This window comes from Planococcus koreensis (genome assembly GCF_004761975.1).
GTDB lineage: Bacteria > Bacillota > Bacilli > Bacillales_A > Planococcaceae > Planococcus > Planococcus koreensis.
On the sequence record NZ_RQII01000037.1, the window covers coordinates 22,954 to 44,020 of the forward strand.

Annotated in this window: 19 protein-coding genes; 17 read left to right on the forward strand and 2 right to left on the reverse strand. The window is 46.2% G+C overall.

The window, feature by feature from the left end; genetic code table 11:
• Positions 1-32 precede the first annotated feature (32 nt).
• The 15 genes from srlE to EGV91_RS08910 all read left to right on the forward strand — a co-directional run bounded on the left by srlE (position 33) and on the right by EGV91_RS08910 (position 13,784).
• Entirely contained in the window at positions 33-1,082 is a 1,050-nt protein-coding gene (srlE, locus tag EGV91_RS08840; RefSeq protein ID WP_135502753.1) for a PTS glucitol/sorbitol transporter subunit IIB, read from the forward strand.
• Between the two features lie 27 nt (positions 1,083-1,109).
• Positions 1,110-1,478, forward strand: a complete 369-nt coding sequence (locus tag EGV91_RS08845) for a PTS glucitol/sorbitol transporter subunit IIA (protein ID WP_135502755.1) — start codon at positions 1,110-1,112, stop codon at positions 1,476-1,478.
• Positions 1,479-1,496: 18 nt separating this feature from the next.
• Positions 1,497-2,822: an NAD(P)H-dependent oxidoreductase gene (locus EGV91_RS08850; protein WP_135502757.1), complete on the forward strand. Its 1,326-nt coding sequence runs from the start codon at positions 1,497-1,499 to the stop codon at positions 2,820-2,822.
• 89 nt (positions 2,823-2,911) lie between these two features.
• Positions 2,912-3,256 (forward strand): bh protein, encoded by a 345-nt coding sequence (locus tag EGV91_RS08855; RefSeq protein WP_135502759.1) that lies wholly within the window; start codon positions 2,912-2,914, stop codon positions 3,254-3,256.
• Positions 3,257-3,397: 141 nt separating this feature from the next.
• On the forward strand, positions 3,398-4,381 hold the full coding sequence (locus EGV91_RS08860) for a thiamine pyrophosphate-dependent dehydrogenase E1 component subunit alpha (RefSeq protein WP_135502761.1): 984 nt from the start codon (positions 3,398-3,400) through the stop codon (positions 4,379-4,381).
• A 24-nt stretch (positions 4,382-4,405) separates the two neighbouring features.
• Complete coding sequence (locus EGV91_RS08865; RefSeq protein WP_135502763.1) at positions 4,406-5,389, forward strand: alpha-ketoacid dehydrogenase subunit beta; 984 nt, start codon at positions 4,406-4,408, stop codon at positions 5,387-5,389.
• Positions 5,390-5,406: 17 nt separating this feature from the next.
• On the forward strand, positions 5,407-6,783 hold the full coding sequence (locus EGV91_RS08870; protein ID WP_135502765.1) for a dihydrolipoamide acetyltransferase family protein: 1,377 nt from the start codon (positions 5,407-5,409) through the stop codon (positions 6,781-6,783).
• A 7-nt stretch (positions 6,784-6,790) separates the two neighbouring features.
• Positions 6,791-8,179, forward strand: coding sequence for a dihydrolipoyl dehydrogenase (gene lpdA, locus EGV91_RS08875; protein WP_135502767.1), 1,389 nt, complete (start codon positions 6,791-6,793; stop codon positions 8,177-8,179).
• Positions 8,180-8,346: 167 nt separating this feature from the next.
• On the forward strand, positions 8,347-9,285 hold the full coding sequence (locus EGV91_RS08880) for a sugar-binding transcriptional regulator (RefSeq protein WP_135502769.1): 939 nt from the start codon (positions 8,347-8,349) through the stop codon (positions 9,283-9,285).
• Between the two features lie 302 nt (positions 9,286-9,587).
• Positions 9,588-10,739 (forward strand): GTP-binding protein, encoded by a 1,152-nt coding sequence (locus EGV91_RS08885; RefSeq protein WP_135502771.1) that lies wholly within the window; start codon positions 9,588-9,590, stop codon positions 10,737-10,739.
• Entirely contained in the window at positions 10,729-10,878 is a 150-nt protein-coding gene (gene rpmG / locus EGV91_RS08890; RefSeq protein WP_135502773.1) for a 50S ribosomal protein L33, read from the forward strand. The genes EGV91_RS08885 and rpmG overlap by 11 nt, the downstream gene beginning before the upstream one ends.
• 53 nt (positions 10,879-10,931) lie before the next feature.
• Positions 10,932-11,201: a 30S ribosomal protein S14 gene (gene rpsN, locus EGV91_RS08895; RefSeq protein ID WP_135502775.1), complete on the forward strand. Its 270-nt coding sequence runs from the start codon at positions 10,932-10,934 to the stop codon at positions 11,199-11,201.
• Positions 11,202-11,241: 40 nt separating this feature from the next.
• A complete protein-coding gene (locus EGV91_RS08900) occupies positions 11,242-11,598 on the forward strand; it encodes a hypothetical protein (protein ID WP_135502777.1) in 357 nt (118 codons plus the stop codon).
• Between the two features lie 226 nt (positions 11,599-11,824).
• Positions 11,825-12,607, forward strand: a complete 783-nt coding sequence (locus EGV91_RS08905) for an aquaporin (protein WP_338325031.1) — start codon at positions 11,825-11,827, stop codon at positions 12,605-12,607.
• Positions 12,608-12,884: 277 nt separating this feature from the next.
• A complete protein-coding gene (locus tag EGV91_RS08910) occupies positions 12,885-13,784 on the forward strand; it encodes a hypothetical protein (protein WP_135502781.1) in 900 nt (299 codons plus the stop codon).
• 71 nt (positions 13,785-13,855) lie between these two features.
• On the opposite strand, the gene EGV91_RS08915 is transcribed toward EGV91_RS08910, so the two are convergent.
• Both EGV91_RS08915 and EGV91_RS08920 read right to left on the reverse strand, forming a co-directional pair.
• Positions 13,856-14,197 (reverse strand): hypothetical protein, encoded by a 342-nt coding sequence (locus EGV91_RS08915; RefSeq protein WP_135502783.1) that lies wholly within the window; start codon positions 14,195-14,197, stop codon positions 13,856-13,858.
• Positions 14,198-14,391: 194 nt separating this feature from the next.
• On the reverse strand, positions 14,392-14,733 hold the full coding sequence (locus tag EGV91_RS08920) for a hypothetical protein (RefSeq protein WP_135502785.1): 342 nt from the start codon (positions 14,731-14,733) through the stop codon (positions 14,392-14,394).
• A gap of 307 nt (positions 14,734-15,040) precedes the next feature.
• Between EGV91_RS08920 and EGV91_RS08925 the strand changes: the two genes are divergently transcribed.
• Positions 15,041-17,026, forward strand: coding sequence for an acyltransferase family protein (locus EGV91_RS08925; protein WP_135502787.1), 1,986 nt, complete (start codon positions 15,041-15,043; stop codon positions 17,024-17,026).
• Positions 17,027-17,293: 267 nt separating this feature from the next.
• Complete coding sequence (locus EGV91_RS08930; RefSeq protein WP_135502789.1) at positions 17,294-21,067, forward strand: AAA domain-containing protein; 3,774 nt, start codon at positions 17,294-17,296, stop codon at positions 21,065-21,067.

The window sequence follows — 21,067 nt, forward strand, 5'->3', positions numbered from 1 at the left end:
AGATATGCCCATTTGAAAAGGAGGCAGGGAGAATGACAGAAACTCAGGCACCATCAAACTTTAAAGCGATTTCCGTTACCAAAGGACGCGGAGGCTGGGGCGGCCCGCTCACGATTCGGCCAAACGAAAATAGAAGATATATTGTATCTGTTACAGGAGGCGGGATTCATCCAGTTGCTGAAGAAATTGCACGCCTGACAGGCGCAGAAGCCGTTGATGGATTTAAATCTTCATATGATAAAGAAACAATGGCTTGTGTCGTTATCGACTGTGGGGGAACGGCGCGCTGTGGAGTTTATCCAAAGATGAATATTTTAACAATCAATGTAAACCCTACATCTCCATCAGGACCATTGATGAAATTTATTAATGAAGAAAATTTTGTTTCAGGTGTTACAGTTTCAGACATCAGTCCTGCAGCTGCATTTTATGAGGATCAGGATGAAGTCCAGGCTGCTGTCGACAAAGTGGAAGCACCAGCAGCACGCATGACACCTCAAGAATTGAAAGAAGAAGCAAAACGGAAAGCGGCAGAAAATTATCAACAGCCGAAAAAAATGAATATTGTAGAACGAGTCGGCCGTGGAGCAGGAAAAGTGGTAGGGGTTCTTTATCAGGCTGGCCGTGAAACGATTGATCAAGTTCTTAAAAATATCTTGCCATTTATGGCATTTGTCAGTATGTTAATCGGAATTATCACCTTCACAGGAATCGGTGACATTATTGCAAACTTCGTTACACCGCTTGCTGGAAACTTTGTCGGATTGCTAATTCTTTCCGTCATTTGTGCATTGCCGATTCTGTCGCCGCTTCTTGGGCCAGGAGCAGTTATCGCACAAGTCGTAGGGGTATTGATCGGTGTAGAAATCGGACGCGGAAATATTCCGCCAGCTCTGGCACTGCCGGCTTTGTTTGCGATTAATCCCCAAGTAGGGGCTGACTTTGTGCCAGTTGGATTGACGCTCGGAGAAGCTGAACCCGAGACGATCGAAGTCGGTGTGCCTGCTGTATTGATGTCCCGATTGATTACAGGGCCATTGGCAGTGGTCATTGCATATCTATTCAGTTTTGGGTTGTACTAAAAAGGAGGCAGTTAGGTGGAGAATATTATGATTAAAAAATATGAAGCTAATATAAAAGAGATTGGGGAAGAAGTCGGAATTTTTGCTGAGGAAAACATGATGGTCATTTTCAACGATACGGTCCCAGCAGAACTTCGATCATTTGCCGTAATCCACGAAAAAGCAGATCTTCAACACCAAGTGGAAGTTGGAGATATTCTGGAAATCAACGATGAAAGCTACGAGATTTTATTTGTTGGCAACAAAGTTAATGAAACGCTTAGGGATATTGGACATTGCACCATTAGTTTTAGCGGAGAAGTATCGGCGGACCTGCTGCCAGGAACGATGTGTGTAGAAAAGAAAGTGATGCCTGAATTGGCGCTTGGAGCTGCAATCCGCATTTACAAAGCCTGACAAAGAGGAGACTGAGAAATGCTAGGTATAAATAGAAAACTCGAAGAAATGCAAAGAAACGGAATCATAATCAAGGTTGGACTTGTAGGTGCAGGGCAAATGGGACGAGGTATGGTTTCCCAGATCGAAAGCATGGCGGGGATGCGTGTGGTCATCACTGCGGATATTCAAATAGACAATGTCACGAATGCATACCTGAAGGCCGGTGTGGCAGATGCAGACATTGTCCAAACAAATCAGGCCAATGAAGCGGCAGAAGCCATTCAGGGTGGTAAAGTCGTAGCAACCACAGACGCGCAGCTTGTAACGTCTTTGGCCGATGTCGATGTGGTGGTTGATGCGACCGGAGTGCCAGACATTGGAGCGAAAATTGCGTGGGATGCTATTTTAAACAAAAAGCACATTGTCATGCTGAATGTAGAAGCAGATGTCACAATTGGTCCGCTGCTGAAGAAAATGGCAGATGCGAGCGGCGTCGTCTATACCGGAACGGCAGGAGACGAGCCGGGGGCAATTATGGAATTATACGATTTTGCGGATGCGCTGGGGTTTGAGGTGGTAGCGCTGGGTAAAGGGAAAAATAATCCCTTAAACTTGGCGGCAAATCCCGATTCTGCAGCGGAAGAAGCCGCTAGAAAAGGGGCGAGCGCAAAAATGTTGGCTTCTTTCCAGGACGGCACAAAAACAATGGTAGAAATGACGGCAGTGGCCAATGCCACAGGATTTCTTCCGGATAAACCGGGGATGAACGGCTTTGTCAGCGATGTCAAAGGGCTGCCGGAAATTTTTAAATTGAAAGAAGATGGCGGCCAAGTCAGCAATAAGAAGATTGTTGAATACATCAATGGCGTTGCGCCAGGTGTTTTCGCGATTGTGGCGTCAGAAAAAGAAGAAGTCAATCATGAAATGCAATATTTGAGCATGGGCGAGGGACCGAACTATGTGCTGTACCGGCCGTATCATTTAACCAGCCTTGAGACGCCGATTTCCATTGCCAGAGCGTTTATCTATAATGAAGCGACAATCGCTCCCTGGAAAGGGCTTCAGGCTGAAACAGTGGCTGTGGCCAAGACTGATCTTGAGGAAGGGCAGTTCCTCGACAGCATCGGCGGATTCACCGTTTATGGCAGCATACTTTCTGCAACTGAAGCGAAGGAGGAAAACGCTCTGCCAATGGGCTTAGTCGACCGCAACGTCCAGCTGAAACGGTCCATTAAAAAAGGTCAGATTATTTCATATGACGACGTTGTCCAAACGAAAGAGTCGACAATCTGGCGTCTGCGCCGAATGCAGGATGATACCTTTGCAGTAAAAGAAGAAAAAGCAATTCCGGTTAAAGTTTAGCTTCCAGCAAATAAGCCGCAAATACCGGGAAAGAACATTCTGATCACAAATTCCAACTGTTAAATAACTAAGCGAGAAGGTGTTCTGTGATGAAAGTGAAAAAAATGGAAGCAGGACTGTACTGCCTCGGCTGCAAAGAAGAAGTCAATCACGAAGTAACGTATATCAATGATGACATAAAAAGCATCAGTTGTTTGCAATGCGGCCGGACGAAGGAATTGAAATTGGATCTCAAAAAAGAATTCTATAAAGAAATATATGAACGCATATCAACAAAGCCGACACGGATAACAAAAGAATACAAAGAAGACCTGAGCCATTTGCTGCTATCGCTGCCGGTTCGGGCAATCAGGAAACCGTACGAGCTTTTAAAAGATGTTAATTCTTCCCGGAAAGTGATGCAAACTTATAAATCGAAGAAAAAAATAAAATAATCTCTCCTGCTAAAGGGTCTGGCTTCTCAACAAAGGAGAGGAGCCAGACTCTTTTTATTCTTGACGAATTAACTGAAAAGTCTTATGATATTTACATATGTTACTCATATGAACAAATGTAAAAACGAAGGAGGATTTTCGATGACTCAATTAGTGAATTTGCCGCCACGCGTAAAAGAAACAGACCTGACAGGGCTGCTGAAGCAAATGTGGTTGATCCGGTACTTTGAAGAAAAAGTTGACGAGTTTTTTGCCAAAGGCATGATTCACGGAACGACGCATTTAGCGGTAGGCCAAGAAGCATCAGCAGTGGGCTCGATCGCTGTACTGGAAGACCGGGACAAGATTACAAGTACGCACCGGGGGCATGGCCATTGCATCGCTAAAGGCGCGGAAGTGAATCGGATGATGGCTGAATTGTTTGGGCGTACAACTGGTTATTGCAAAGGAAAAGGCGGTTCGATGCACATTGCGGATGTCGAAAAAGGAAACCTTGGAGCGAATGGAATCGTCGGCGGTGGTTTCTCAATTGCCACCGGAGCAGCTTTGACTTCCCAAATGAAAAAGCAAGGCTACGTCGTTCTTTGCTTTTTCGGGGATGGCGCATCAAATGAAGGGAGTTTTCATGAAGCAGTGAACTTGGCGTCTATATGGAAGCTTCCTGTCGTCTTTATTTGTGAAAACAACCAATACGGCATGTCTGGCCCAGCAAAAGAGATGATGAATGTCGAAGATGTCGCACAGCGTGCAGAAGCGTACGGCATCTCTGGAAAAGTAGTGGACGGCAATGATGTTTTTGACGTCATGAATGGTGTTGGTGAAGCGGTGGACCGTGCACGGAACGGAGAAGGTCCTTCGATTGTGGAAGCGAAAACGTACCGGTGGAAAGGCCACTCGAAGAGTGATGCCAAAAAGTACAGAACCCGCGAAGAAGAACAGGAATGGCGAGCGAAAGACCCGATTGCACGTCTGCGCGATGTATTGATTGAAAAAGGATTGCTGACAGAAGAAGCAGCCGATGAGATCAAAGCCGAAGCGAAAAAGGAAATTGAGGATTCCGTTGAATTTGCAAAAGATAGTCCGATGCCGACCATCGATGACTTAATGGAAGACATTTATGCTTAAAGCAGAGCAAAGGAGAGTATGGCCATGAGGGAGCTGACCTATTTAGAAGCAGTTAAAGAAGCAATGAGCCAGGAAATGCGCCAGAACGAAGATGTATTCATATTGGGCGAAGACATCGGCGTCTATGGTGGGGCTTTTGGTGTAACAAGAGGCATGATCGAAGAGTTCGGCCCAGAACGGATTCGCAATACACCCATTTCAGAAGCTGCGATTTCCGGAACAGCAGTCGGTGCAGCATTGACCGGCATGCGTCCGATATTGGAACTTCAGTTTTCGGACTTCATCACGATTGCAATGGACAATATGGTAAACCAAGCTGCAAAAATCCGCTATATGTATGGCGGCAAAGGGAAAGTGCCAATGGTGCTGCGAACGCCATCGGGATCCGGCACAGGTGCAGCGGCACAGCATTCCCAAAGCTTGGAGGCATGGATGGCCCACGTACCAGGATTGAAAGTCGTTCAACCTTCGACAGCTTACGACGCCAAAGGGCTGCTGAAAGCAGCGATTGACGACGACAACCCGGTCATTTTTTATGAACATAAGCTATGCTACAAGACGAAGTCGGACGTGCCGGAAGAGCAGTATTCCATTCCGCTGGGAAAAGCGGACGTTAAGCGGCAAGGAACCGATGTGACGATTGTTGCGACAGCAATTATGGTCCATAAATCACTTGAAGCGGCGGCGGAACTCGAAAAAGAGGGCATCCATGTAGAAGTAATTGACCCGCGTACACTGGTTCCTCTGGATACAGAAACGATTATCCAATCTGTGAAGAAAACGAGCCGGCTGATAGTTGTCCATGAAGCGGTCAAGCGTGGAGGGTTTGGCGGGGAAATCGCCAGCACGATTGCTGAAAGCGAAGCCTTCGATTACCTGGATGCGCCAATCAAGCGCTTAGGAGGAAAAGCGGTACCGATACCGTATAACCCTGAACTGGAAAAAGCGGCGATTCCAACTGTCGATGATATTGTTGCAGCAGTAAAAGAAACGTTAAACCGCCTGTAGGGAGGAGGAATGAATCGATGGTCAAAGAAATATTCATGCCGAAACTAAGCAGCACGATGGAAGTGGGAACTTTGCTGCAATGGTTCAAGAATGAAGGCGATGCGGTTGCAGTAGGCGAGCCCTTGTTTGAAATTATGACGGACAAGATCAATATTGAAGTGGAATCCTACGAAGAAGGCATCTTGCTGAAAAAGTATTTCGAGGAAGATGATGAAGTGCCGATCAACCACGTCGTTGGATATATCGGTGAGGCCGGAGAGCAAGTACCTGACTCGCCGCCTGGTGAATCAGGGGCTGCAAAAGAAGAAGAAGATGTAAGCGACTCAAGGCAGCCGCAACTAGAAGATTTGGTGCAGCAGGGCATTACCGATACCACTTCTGAAAGAACCGCAAACGAACCGGCTGAGACCGAAGCAACTGCTGAAAAACTTCGGGCGACTCCTGCTGCCAGAAGAGCCGCGAGAGAAGAAAATGTGAGGCTTGCTGAAGTGCCGGGATCTGGACCGAAAGGGCGTATTCATCAAGGCGATGTCATGGCTTTTACGTCTTCACATACTGCACTTAAAGCGACGCCATTGGCGAAAAAGGTTGCCGAAGCAGAAGGCGTTGATTTAAAAGAAGTTAGTGGAACAGGATCTCAAGGGAAAATTTACCGTGCCGATGTCGAAGGCGTGAAACAGATTGCATCATCTCCTGTTGAAGCCGGCGGCAAGCGCGTTAAACTGGAAGGCATTCGTAAAGTAGTGGCCCAGCGCACGCTTCAAAGCAAAACGACTGCTCCACATGTGACATTGACGACCGAAGTGGACATGACTGAAGCGATCAATTTGCGTAAGCAATTGCTCGGACCGATTGAACAGCAAACCGGATTCCGGGTTTCTTACACGGAAATCATTTTAAAAGCTGCAGCTTATTCGTTGAAGATGCATCCACATATCAACGTTGCATTGGAAGGCAATCACATCATCTACCATGAAGAAATCAACCTTGGATTGGCCGTTGCCGCAGATAACGGCCTGCTGGTCCCCGTGGTTAAAAATGCGGATCAAAAAGGCCTTGCGGCGTTGACTGCAGAATGCAAACGCCTCGGTAAAGCGGCACGCGAGAACAAGGTGAAACCGGAAGAAATGTCAGGCGGCACTTTCACCGTCAGCAATCTGGGAATGTATGCCATCGATGCCTTTACACCCGTCATCAACCAGCCCGAATCAGCTATTCTTGGCGTGGGGCGCATCAATGAAAAGCCGGTTGGCGTTAATGGGGCTATCGAGCTTCGGCCGATGATGGTTTTGAGTTTGTCGTTTGATCACCGGGTAATTGATGGTGCTCCGGCTGCAGCCTTTTTGACGGAGTTGAAAGAAGCGCTTGAACAGCCATTCAAATTATTGGCCTAAGGAGTAGATGTCAGTGAATAATTATGAAGTAGTGGTGCTTGGAGGAGGTCCTGGCGGTTATGTTGCCGCGATTCGTGCAGCGAAGCTCGGAAAAAAGGTGGCTCTGATTGAAGCCCGGGACCTCGGCGGTACTTGTCTAAACCGCGGCTGCATTCCATCCAAGACTTTGCTGAGGCATGCGGAAGTGATTGAAAGCATCGAAAAGGCCAAAAGTTGGGGCATCGAAACAGGTACGATGACTTTTTCCCTTACGAAAATGCTGGCTCGGAAAGATGCAGTGATCCAGCAACTGAGAAACGGTATTTCTTATTTATTAAAACAAGGCAAGATCGATGTCTACAATGGCTTGGGTGAAGTGCTGGCCGATCAGTCCATTTCCATTCAGCTAAAGGAGAAAACAGAAATCATTTGTGGTGAAAACATTATTATTGCGACAGGATCTCGGCCGGTTGTTCCGCCGATTCCCGGTGTTGAAGAAGCAGTATGTTTCACAAGCGATACGATTTTCGACATCGGGAAGATTCCGGAGTCGATGGTCATTGTAGGCGGTGGCATCATTGGTACAGAGCTTGCCTGTATTTTCGCGAGCCTCAATGTGCCTGTCAGCATCGTTGAAATGGGTGGCAGAATTGTGCCGAGTGAAGAACCAGAGGCATCTAAAGCTCTTGCTAAGGCCTTGAAAAAGAAAGGGATTTCAATTCTGACAAGTACGAAAGTGATGGGAATCGAACAGCGAAATGGCAGCCAGCTTGTCCATGTCGAATCCGAAAATGGCGAAAAAGAAGCGCTGGAAACAGATGTGATTTTGATGGCTGTCGGCAGGGCGCCGAACACTTCCGCTTTTGCCGAATTGAAATTGGAAATGAACGACCCTTTTGTCAAAGTGGATGAACGGATGGCCACCAGCATTCCTTCTATTTATGCAGTGGGCGATGTGATTGGCGGTTGGCAGTTGGCCCATGCAGCCAGTGCGGAAGGATTGGTTGCTGCTGCAAATGCAGCAGGCGGAAAAGAAGTAATTAACTATAATATTGTACCGCGTTGTGTGTACACGAGCCCTGAAATTGCCAGTGTCGGCATGACAGAAGAAGAAGCGACGCAGCGGGGAATCGATTTTAAAGTGGTGAAAGTGGATCATGCAGGAAACGGCAGGGCGCTGGCGCAAGATGAAAAAGAAGGCTTCACTAAATTAATTGCCGGCACCAAATATGGAGAGATTCTCGGTGTCCTGATGGTCGGCCCCCATGTGACGGAAATGATTGCCGAGCCCTCTGCTTTTATTCACCTGGAAGGAACAGTGGATGAACTTGCTTCCATGATCCATGCCCATCCGACCATAACAGAAAGTTTGTATGAAGCAGCAGCTTCTTGGATTGGAAAAGGCGTTCACCATTAATTGCCAGATGCAGTCTTTCTACCTTAAGATAGAAGAAGAGAAACTTGTGGTTAGTAAAGGCAGCGATTGGACTGGAATTATGATTGGAACGTTGTTCAGAAATGAAAGCGTTTCATTCGGTGCATCCATTCGCTTTTCAAGTTTGAATAAAATGAGAAGGTGCATTCATGATGAATTGGGAAGAGCGCAGGCAAATCGTAAAAGTATCAAGGCTTTATTATTTTGAAGGATTGACTCAGGCAGAAATCGCGAAGAAAATCGGCGTATCCCGTCCGGTCATCTCCAAATTATTGAACAAAGCCCGTGAAAGTGGCATTGTTGAGATTTACATTAAAGATGAAAATGCGCATACAGTGGAACTGGAGCACCAACTTGAGAAAAAGTACGGGCTGAAAGAAGTAATAGTGGTTCCGGCAGCTGGCAGAAATCCGGAGATGGTCAAGCAATCTTTGGGAAAAGCCGCGTCTTTCTACATCTCCAAAAATATCAATGGAAAAAAATCACTCGGAATTTCCTGGGGCAGCACATTGGCTAAATTCGTGCAGGAATATCCGTTTGAACAACATCAGCAGCTGAAAATTATTCCTTTGGTCGGCGGAATGGGAAGTAAACTGGTGGAAATCCACTCCAATCTGCTCGCCTATCAGCTGGCACAGAAGATGAACACAACTTGTTCCTATCTGTATGCACCGGCTATGGTCGAGAACGCTGAGTTGAAAAATCGTCTGGTTCAATCAGCTGATATTGCCATGGTGCTTGAAGAGGGGCGTAATGTCGATATGGCGGTCGTCGGAATCGGTAATCCTTATGAAGATTCGACTATGACGACCATGGAATATCTGAAAAAGGAAGATTTGCAGTCCTTGAAGCAAGCTGGGGCTGTAGGCGACATCGGTTCGCGGTTTTACGATCAATCCGGGAAACAGATCAAGCATCCGTTGAATGATCTGGTCATCGGCTTGGATATCAACGAGTATAAACAGATTCCGGAAGTGGTAGGCATCGTGGAAGGCACCCATAAAGTCCAAAGCTTGAAAGCAGCGTTGAGAGGCGGCTTTTTGGATGTTTTGGTTATTGACGACAGCACGGCGAACTTAATCATTTAATTTAAAACCGCCTGGACAGAAGGAGAATTCCTCTGCCCAGGCGGTTTTTCTTTTCGTGAATGAATACGGAATTTAGCTTTGAAACCCGCTGTCTCGCGATCCAACTATGTTTTTAGAAGTGGTAATTTCTTTTGTTTTCAATTATAAATTGTTTGTCGTTTTGCCTGATTCATCCTGCCCTTGTAAAGAAATCCAGTAAGAATTTACAGAAACACTTGCAGTTTTTTATTAAATCTTATATGCTTTAAAACGTAATCATTACTATTTAAGAGTTTATTATTTACCTGGAAGGAGCGAAATGGATGGATCAACGAATTCCAGTAACGGTCTTGAGCGGCTATTTAGGTGCTGGCAAGACGACGCTGCTGAACAATATTTTACATAATCGCGACGGGCTGAAAGTGGCGGTCATCGTCAATGACATGAGCGAAGTGAACATCGATGCATCTTTAGTGGAACAAGGCGGATTTTCACGGACTGAAGAAAAGTTGGTGGAAATGCAAAACGGCTGCATTTGCTGCACGCTGCGGGAAGATCTGATCGTTGAAGTGGAAAAGCTCGTGAAGCTTGGATCGATCGATTATATTGTCATCGAATCGTCAGGCATCAGTGAGCCGGTTCCGGTGGCGCAGACGTTTTCGTATTTGGATGAAAACCTGGCAATCGATTTGTCGCAGCTTTGCCGACTGGATACGATGGTAACTGTGGTCGATGCTGCGAGATTCTGGGCGGATTTTGCTTCCGGCGATACGCTGCTTGAGCGAAAAGAAGCGGTGGCGGAAGATGATGTAAGGGAAATCGCGGATTTATTGATTGACCAGATCGAGTTTGCGAATGTCCTGGTCATCAATAAACTGGATTTGATCTCTAAAGAAAAAGCCGAGGAATTAAAGGGAGTGTTGAAGCGCTTGAACCCGGATGCCAAAATCATCGGCACGCAGTATTCGGAAATCGCATTAGAGGAAGTACTGAATACAGAACGCTTTGACTATGAACGGTCCAGCCAAAGCGCCGGATGGATCAAAGAATTGAACGAGGAACATACACCGGAAACGGAAGAATACGGTATCAGCTCATTTGTCTTCCGCAGCAGCAAGCCATTCCATCCCGAGCGATTGATGGACTGGATTTTGGAGTGGCCGGTGGAAGTGGTCCGCGCAAAAGGCTTTTTATGGATCGCCACACGGGACGATGTTGCGGTGCTACTTTCCCAGGCAGGCCCGTCGTTGGGCATTGAACGGGCAGGTGCATGGGATCTGGATTACGGCGTGAAGATGACGGAGCTCGTGTTGATCGGCATCGGCATGGACCAGCAAGCCATAACGGAAGATTTAACAAACTGCCTGCTGACCGAAGAAGAAATGGCGATGGACTGGCAGGAGTTTCACGATCCTTTGCCAGCGTTTTACGAAGAACTTAAAATGGAAGGAGGAGACTTGGAACATGCGCGTTAACATCACATTGGCCTGCACAGAAACAGGCGACCGCAATTATTCGACGACGAAAAATAAACGAAATAACCCGGAACGCATCGAATTGAAAAAATACTGCCCACCCCTTAAAAAGGTTACTTTGCACCGAGAAACGAAATAAAAATTTTTTACGAATTTTTAAAGCGTAATGATTACTTTTAAAGGAGAGATAATATGGCGAAAAAATCAAAAGTGGCTAAAGACCAAAAGCAGCGGGAAATGGTGGCACATTATGCGGATCTCCGCAAAGAACTGAAAGACAAAGGCGATTACGAAGCACTGAACAAACTACCGCGCAATTCCTCCCCGACGCGCTTGAAAAACCGCTGCGAAGTGACCGGCCGTCCGCGGGGCTTCATGCGCAAATTCAAGATGTCGCGGATTGCTTTCCGGGAACTGGCCCATAAAGGCCAATTGCCTGGCATTAAAAAAGCAAGCTGGTAAAATGATAGAATAAGAACAAACGTGCAAGGGTGGGGTAGAAATGAATGAACGGTTGCTGGACTTTTTACGGAGAAGCGAAGTGAGCAGACTTCCAGAAGAAAAAAGAAAACTATATGAATTCATCACAGAGGCTGAAGATGCCCTGGCTGAAAAGGCTACAACAGCAGATGAGTTCTTTAGCCTGGTGCTGACGGAATCTCCCATCAACTTGGCCATGAAACATTTTAAATTACCTTACGATCAAGTTGTCTCACTGCTCACGGACATTGAAGATGAACTTCATGTGAAAATCAAACAGCGTTCCGAAAAAGTGAAGTGGATTGATTTTAGTGATAAGTCCAATCAGAATATGGATGGCGAGAGAAAGAATCATCTGTTTTTATTTATCAACGAATGACGAAATTTATAGCTCGTACACCGCCGCTCCCGACGTATTCACGTCGAAGGGAGCGGCGGTTTTTTAATCCGCTTTAAAATTGCTTGATGTTGTCCATAGCAGTTTGAATAAATTAATAAAATATGGGTATCAATTAACAATTTTATATGATAAAGTATTTTGAATATTTAAATAACTAATTCATCTTTTATTATTTTCGATTGAAAACTATTCCATAAAGGAGAAGATGAAAATGAAAAAGTATTTGGCAGAGTTTATCGGCACTTTTATTTTAGTATTTTTGGGAACGGGTACAGCTGTAGTTTTGGGTGGATATACAGGAGGAACGGACACAGGATTCCTGGGGGTTCTGGCCATTGCATTGGCTTTCGGGCTTTCAATTGTGGCAGGCGCTTATGCCATTGGCCATGTTTCGGGATGCCATGTGAATCCTGCAGTTTCGCTGGCGGTTTGGATGTCAGGGAACCTCAGCGCTAAAGAGTTTGGGGGCTACGTCATTGCCCAAATAATAGGGGCATTTGCCGGCAGCTCTTTCCTTGGCTTTCTTGTCGCCAGTTCTACAAGCCTGGAGGGGTATGGTGCCAACGGCTACGGGGATTTGAGTGCGGTCGGCCTGAATCTGGCTGGTGCACTTGCCGTCGAAGTGGTTCTTACTTTCATCTTTGTATTGGCCATTCTCGGCGTGACATCAAGTAAGGCAACTTCTCATATGGGCGGGCTCGTGATCGGATTCACGCTGACGCTTGTCCATCTTATCGGAATTCCGTTGACTGGCACGTCTGTCAATCCCGCGCGAAGCTTGGCTCCTGCCTTTTTTGCCGGCAGCGATGCATTGGCACAAGTATGGGTATTCCTTGCTGCTCCTCTTATCGGAGCAGCACTTGCCGCCGTTGTATTTAAATCATTCTTCGTTGTAAAAGAAGAGACTGGGATTGAGATAGCTGGTGAGCCAAATATTGAGGAGAGCGGCGCAAATGAAGATGCCCGTCCTGTTTCTAGAAACAAATGATTCTTGCTAGTGACGATAATTTATACCGCAGAAACCGCCGCTCCCGACATATTAATGTCTAGGGAGTGGCGGTTTCTTATTGTTTAAGGAAGGAATTTTTTTGTGAAAAGTGCGGGATAAAGAAGAAGTTGGGAGCTGAAGGGGACCTATTTAACTAGAAATGGTTTATAGACTATAAGATTTAATTATTGTAATATAAAGGAAAAGTAATAAATAGTAATGATTACTCTGAGGCGAATAATCTATCTACTGCCAAATCCAGCTATCAGAAAGAGGAATGAAAGTGAAAATCCCATTCAACACAATGACGAAAAAAGTGGTTTTATTCAGCATGATTACAAGCGCAGTTTTGACGGGAGGAGCCGGCAATGCGTTTGCAGCAGATGCATCGGCCTATTCTAATCCGCAGGCTTATGAGGCTCAACAGGAAGCCAAGTATTCGAAGAAAGTAATGGCAGCGCTGGAAGAAAGCTTGGCGATCACACCTTCTGCAATCTCCATCGAGCAAATGCCGAAAGTGGACGTAATGGACCGCTATTTGGCTTCCTTCGGCACAAAAGTTAAAGGCAATGAAGTCCGGTTAGCAGTGAAAGAAATCTTTGGCATTGATCTCGATATCGTGTCAAAAAATGATTACGGTTCGAAACTGGCTATTTATTCGGAGCCTGTGATGGTGAGTCTGCGTGCTTCGTTTAATGCAGATCCGTCTTCTACTGAGCAGGATGCACGCATCATGGGGCTGACGAAAAACGCAGTGATGGACCGTTATATCAAGGAATACGATTACACGTTGAGCGGAGCGGAGAACCGCAATTTGATCAACCAGATTTTCGGTGTGAACTTGAACGGGATTTCCGGTTTGGAACGTGCGCAATTAGCGATCAGTTCAAAAGGCCAATGGATTGTGAAAAGTGATACGGATTTGTTCATTCTGGAATCGAGCTTGGACGATGTGGACGTTTCGGTTTATGTAACTCCGTATTTTGAACAACTGACAGGCAGCAGCGAATTGCCAAAATCTCTTGTGGAAAAGTTGACGGGGATGGGCTTTACGTATATTGAAGAGTCACAGGTTCTGTATTACAAGGACCCGAATGGCCAGTCGGTGCCGGATGCGTTCAAGGGGAAAGTGCTGGGGACGATTTTAGGGGTTATTAATAACGAATATAAGAACTAAAAAGATTAAATAAAAAATCCCCGCCAGACAGAAATTTTTTGTCTGGCGGGGATTTTATTGTCAACTCAATTTCACACAGCCGTTTCTTCTTCCGGTACGCCAAGGCGTTCGGTCAGAATGTTGTAGATTTCCTGGAAATAGCGGTCGTCGTAACTCATTCCATTATAGGAAGCGGAGCGGATGATGACTTTTCTATCCACCTTGACGACCTCAATGTGGACCGTGTTGCTTGTGCCGGTCTCTTCAATTTCGCGTTGTGCTTCCTGCATAAATGCAAATGCATTTTGCGGTTCGTATTGCTTAAACGTCTCAAGCACTTCGTTGAAAACGGTGATGGTGTTTTCTTCGCTTCTAAACAACCAATAATAATCCTTATTCATACGCGATAATTGCAAATTAAGTTGATAATGCATGGTGTTCCTCCTAGGGAAATCGAATCTGCAGCTTAAGTATAAAGTTCTATACCCCGTTTAATCCTTTTTGAAGAGTGCGAAAGAATTATATTTTTCATTCCACATTTAATATTCTGTTCAATACAAATAATCCCCTCCGAACAGTAAAATCTGCCCGGAGGGGATTATTTATACCATGTGAAATTCCACCGCATTTACACTTCCGATTCTTCTTCCGGATTTCCAAGCTTGTCAGTCAATGTGGAGTAAATATCCTGGAAATGCTTGTCATCATACCACATTCCATTATAAGAAGCGGAACGGATAAGAGCTTCTTTATCCGCTTTAACGACTTCGATCTGAACGGTATTGCTTTTCCCGGTCTCATCGATTTCTTGCTGCTTTTCCTCCATGAAAGCTTCCGCATTGGGAGGCTCGTATTGCTTGAAGGTTTGTATGACTTCATTGAAAACGCCGATTGTATCTTCTTCGCTCCTGAACAGCCAAAAATAATCCTTTTTCTCACGGGACACATGCAGATTGAGTTGATAATGCATTGTATTCCTCCTCTGAAGTTGAATTTTGGTGATTGTGTATGGGGTTCTATACCCCATTTTATAAGGATGAATCTAGGCTTTGTGTTTTAACTTATTTCCGAATTCCACAGCTTTTTCACTTTGTTCAGCCTTGTTCTTTAAAGATTTAATCCCGGATTTGAAGCTCAAAAAACTTAATCATTCTTTTTTAGTACTAGAGAAAGCTATTAACAGAGAATGTATTTCAAAATATATACAATTAACAACTTTATAATGTTATGATTATGAATTGTATGCATGATAAATAAAGTATAGGAGCTATTAAAAAATGAACCAACCCTTAATCAATATTGAAAGAAATTTTAGGCCGGAAATCGAAGGCCTGCGCTTTGTAGCTGCATTGCTGGTAGCGATTTATCATATATGGCTTAATCGTGTGTCTGGCGGGGTTGATGTATTTTTTGTCATTTCAGGGTTCCTGATTACGACTTCAATTATTTCAACAATCAACCGAACTGGAGAATTTCATTTTCGGCCCTATGTAACAAAGCTGCTGAAAAGACTTCTGCCATCTGTATTTTTCATACTGGGGATTGTATTGGTATTAAGCTGGTTTTTGTTGCCGGCATCCATTTTAAATAAAACGATTCGAGAAGTTTTTGCTTCTATGTTCTTTTTCCAAAACTGGCAGTTGGCATTTTCGAGCACGGATTATTTAGATTCCAGCCAAATGAAAAGCCCAGTGGAACATTTTTGGGCTTTGTCCATACAAGGCCAATTTTACCTCATCTGGTTCTTGGTATTCACTGTCGTATTGTTTATGCTGAAAAAGTATAAAATAGCCAACCCTAAAACTTTGATCAATACAGTATTAGGGATATTATTTGTCTCTTCTTTCGCTTATTCTATCTACATGACGGCTGTCAATCAGCCATGGGCTTATTTTATTACGATGACTCGTGTATGGGAATTTGCTTTAGGCAGTTTGCTTTGTGTCAATTTGTCTTCTATGAGAATAAATAAATACATTGCAGCGTTAATCGGCTGGCTTGGGTTAATCGGGTTGATCTTAACAGGAATAATTTTCGAGGTCTCAGAGCTATTTCCGGGCTATGTTGCTATGTGGCCGATGGTCTGCGCGTTGTTTATCGTGTTATCGGGTACACAAGATACGGCATTTAGCGTTAAACGTTTACTTGGCTCTCCGGTATTGGTGAAGCTGGGGGGGATTTCTTTTGGCATTTATTTATGGCACTGGGTATTGTTGCAGTTTTATCGCTACAATGTCCAACAAACTCCAAGCCTCATTGATGGAACAGTTATAATTATTGTCTCGATTGTCATTTCTTTCTTTATGACAAAATATATAGAAGAGCCGATTAGAAACTCAACTAATAATCGCTTTTCATTTAAAAGACTGGGGATATTAGGCAGCGTGAATTTGCTTTTAATCGGGTCTCTTGTGGCTGGCTCCTACATAAAGCAAAATGAGCTGGATAGCAAAATAACGGAGCAAAACTATCCTGGCGCATTAGCTGCTGCAAGCCCGAATGATTTGCCGGTTCAAGAACCGATTCCAGCATTTGCTGAAGTCTTTAGTGATTTGCCGCAGGCACATTTGGATGGCAGCAACCAAGGCATGAAGAATAGTGACCTGAAAATAGGGGAATATGGAGAAACTGAAAATTATGATGCGACGATTGCGTTGATTGGCAGTTCCCATTCCGAACATTGGCTGGGTGCAGTTTTAGAGGCTGCAAAGAATAATAATTACCGGGTACTGAATATAACGCGTTCAGGCACACGATTTTCAACAGGTTACACGGACGATGATTTGAAAGGCAAATGGGTCAATAATGTTTTGGAGTATCTAAAAGATGAAGACATAGATCTCATTCTGGCCCAAGCCACAGCTTCTAATACTTCGAATGATAAAACGCAATCACATTTAGTTGATCAGCTGCAGTTTGTTAATGCTGAATACGGCATTGAAGTACTGGCCATTCGCGATGTTCCGAGGTATGACTTTAATGTTTTGGAATCGTTAGAGACAGAGGGGCTCGAAGCAACCGCCAAAAAGATGAATTCAATAGATAACCAGAAAGATGAAAGCTTTTGGAAGCAGTTTGAGCAAGAGAATAAATCATTGCATAAGATTGATTTCAGCGAATACTTTAAGGTGGACGGCAAATTCAATCCAGTCATCGGGAACGTTGTGATTTACCGTGATAACAGACATTTAACCAATACTTATTCTGAAAGTTTCGGACCTGTATTCGAAGAAAAAATACAGGAGATACTGAAAGATCTCTGAAATTTGTATCTTGTTATCGAGACTAATTTAAATGGCAGGGATTTTTCGCCATAAATTATTCCATATGAATCGCCGCTTCCCGGGATCTCACACCCCACCCAGGAAGGGGCGATTTTTTTATTTGACCAACTTAATTTCATCCTTATGCCAAATGATTCTTTTTCAATTTGTTCATTGTTAAGGGCAATCCTCTCCGATAATAGATGATATGATGAGGTAGAAACTTTTCAGGCATACATTTTTCAGTTTTATAGAACAGGTGATTAAATGGTACGGACACATACAGCAACATACAGAACAGCATTGCGGTTGACCAATACCGCGAAAGAAAAGATGAGAGGGTTCGGCATCAGCGAACGCTCATTTTTTGTTGGCGAAAAACCGTTTCAGGTGTTCATCGAACGCTATCCGTCAAATGGAGACGGTTCGCTTTCGGTCGCGTTGATCTTCGGCGGCGCTGAAACACTGCGGCTGGCAGGGAAAGGGCTCGACGGTGCGCTTGTCGTCCACGGCATTTTTACGAACCAGCAATTGCTGGTGACGAACTTGACGCTGCGGAAAGCGTACCAAGCGCTTGGTACGAACTGGCAGCGCGAGGAGACGATCGCCTTTGATCAATCCCGCGAACCGGCATCGGCCGCTTTGCTCAATTTGATCAACCGCATGAAGCCGGCGAAGGAAAGTTCGGATTACGTGAAAAAACGCATCGGCAGCTGGGAAGGTTATTTGAAGATCCAGGAGCGCGGCATGGACATTCCGGACATCAAAACGGGCTATTCCAAACTGGTGTTCAGCCACGACTTCAGCCGCATCACGTTGACGGGGTGCCAGCTGAAAGATGCGGAATGGAAAACGCTGAAAAACCTGACTGTCCGGTTGACCGGAATTACCGGCGACGTCGGGACCGTCATCAAAGCGGCAAACCGCACAATCGAAGTCGAACTCCAAAACCATATGGTCAAGCAAGTACGGGAACGCGCGCTTGCGCTCGATAAAAAAGAAGTGGTGTTCAGCAATTTCGCGGCGCTCAGCCAGATCAGGCGGCTGCGCCAAGGCTTCGGGAATTTGGAGAAAGGGCTCGCGGTGAATCCGAACCTCGACCGCATCCTGTTCGAGGAAAAGCCGCCCGTGAAGCCGCTCCAGGCGCCGGAAAAGCTGGCGTTCCACAACCGACTCAATGAATTCCAGCAAAAAGCGGTGTCTGGCGCAATGCGGGCGGAAGATTTGTACGTCATCCAAGGTCCTCCGGGGACTGGCAAGACGACAGTTATTTCCGAGATCTGCCTGCAAAATGCCCGGAAAGGCTTGCGGACGCTTGTCGCATCGCAATCGAATTTGGCGGTGGACAATGCGCTCGGCCGCCTGCTCGCGAACAAGGATATCCGGATTCTCCGTGTTGGCCGCACCGAGAGCATCGAAGAAGAAGGAAAGAAATTCATCGAAGAAAACGTCGGCCAGTATTGGAAAGACCATACTTTGAAGGAAATCACGGCCCAGTATGAAAAACGCCAACAGCGCGAACCGCAGCTGGTGAGCGAATTGGCAACGAATGAAACATCGTATGCCGAGCTTGAGCCAGTAGTCGAGAGTTTGGCGGCGGCCATCGAAGACAAAAAGAAAGCGCAAGCGCAGCACCGCGAACTGCAGGCCGCTCTTGCAGCGGCACAAAATAAGCGGGCAGCTTTCGCAGTTCAAAAGGACAAAGCGGTTCAACACAGCGATGAACTGGCGCAAACGCTCCAAAGGCTGGAAGAATTGATTCGCAACGATTTGGAAGTGGCGGGCAGTGCGAAGAATGATGAGTGGTTCGAAGGAGAGAAGCAGCGGATTTCGGCTAGAGTCGGCGAGCTGCAAAATGCACTTGAATTCAATGGACTCGCTGAGCAATTGAAGGATAAAGAACGTGGCGCGGAGGAACTTGCGGCGCAGCAAGAGCAAGCAGCAGCGGCTGTCGGCAAAAAACAAATGGCGCAGGGCGTGCTGGAAACCGTCAAGAAAGTGGACGGCTTGCTGCAGCTGATGGCGGAGCAAAAGATTGAGGAAGTTCCTTCTATTACCTATGGGCTTAACAAGCTAGAAACAAACCGCGAAAAGATGAACGAATGGGCAAAGCTCAATCAATACAACGAGACGATTACGGCTGCGATTGCATACGTCGAAAAATCTGCGGCACCACTTGGGGTTGCAGTTGATGACGTCAAAGAAGGGGCACTGTCTCAACCGGAAGCGTTCACTTCGGCAGAAATCGATGGCTTTATGGAGAAGCTGCGGACGGTATTGAAAACGGCGCAGCGCAACGATCCAGCCGTCTTGAAAAAGGCGCTGGACAGTTTATACAAACGCCAAAACAATATTTGGCGCAGAGGCGCGAAGCTGAAAACGGCGGAAGCGTATGTGGAAGATTCGAAGCGTGCGTTCCAGGGCTTGAAAAAGGCGCTCAGCGAACAGTTTGAAAAGCAGCTGCAGCAATACGAAGCGGTCGAGCAAAAATGGCTGGAGCGGCTGGAACAAGCCCGCGAAGCGATGGCACCGCTCGAACAGCGCTGCCAGCAATTGAAACCGGCGGGTGAGATTCCAGAAGACATTGGAGCCGCCATCCGCCAACTTAATGCTGAGCTTGAAAACCTTGAAAAAGAACAGGTTGCATACGCGGAAGCGGGCCAGCGCTTGAAAAAACATCAAAATGAACACTTGGAGCAGTCCGAAGCGCTGGAGAAAAATAAGGTCCGGATTGCTGAACTGGATGCCGAGATCAAACGGGTGGATGAGGCGATCGCGGGGCATGAACAAGGCGCTGCATCGTTGCAAGACATCCTTTCCTCCACTCCGGAGGAAGAGTACGAACGGGCGGCGAAACAGCTTGCCAGTTTGTCATTTGCGCGGGAGTCGCTGAAACAGGAAATGAAAGATTTGCCGATGCTGCAGTCGATCCAGAAAAAATGGCTGGATTTATTGGAAGGGGCGAACGAACACGATTTGGATGAAATCCGGAAAATGTACATCAAGCACGCAAACGTCATCGGTACGACGTGTGTCGCATCCGCGCGCAAGGATTTCATCGACAATTACCCGGAATTCGATGTGGTCATCATCGATGAAGTGTCGAAAGCGACGCCGCCGGAATTATTGCTGCCGATGCTGAAAGGCAAGAAAATCATCCTCGTCGGCGACCATCATCAATTGCCGCCTTTGCTCGGCAACGATACTTTGGAGGAAACGCTGGAAGAAATGATCAACGACAATAGCGGATTCGAAGAAAAGCGGGAGCTCGAGAAACTGCTCGCAGAATCGCTGTTCGAGCGGCTCTACAAGAACTTGCCGGACAGCAACAAGACGATGCTCGCGATCCAATACCGCATGCACGAAGACATCATGGAAACCATTTCGCCGTTCTACAAATTGGAAAACGACCAATTGCAATGCGGCATTGCGGATTCCGATGCAGAGCGCGATCATTTATTGGAATCCAAAACGGTTTCAAGAAACAATCACCTCATGTGGATCGATGTGCCGAACGAACCGGCGTCGTTTGAAGAACGCATGAGCGGCGGCAAAAGCCTGTACAATGCAGCCGAACTGCAGGAAATCCGAGGGCTGCTGGTGGAAATGAACGGTGCCGCCGCAGAAGCGAAACGGGCAGGGCGGATGGCGGCGCAAGAGCTGAAAAGCATCGGTGTCATCAGTTTTTACGGCGAACAAGTCAAACGGCTGCAGCGCATGCTGGACCAGGAACTGCGCTTGCCGCATTTAGCGGTGCGGACTGGAACGGTGGATCGGTTCCAGGGCAGCGAACGGGACATCATCGTCTTAAGCATGGTGCGCAATAACGACAACAAGCATGGCGATATCGGCTTCGCGAAAGATTACCGCCGCCTTAACGTGGCGTTGTCGCGCGCAAAGGAGTTGCTGGTGCTGGTCGGCAGTTCGGACATGTTCACGAAGCGCGCCAAGCAGGCCGATACGAGAGCGATGTATCAGCACGTGCTCAATGTCGTCAAAGAGAAAGACGGCTTGAAGGCATTAGAAAGCAGCAGGAGGTGA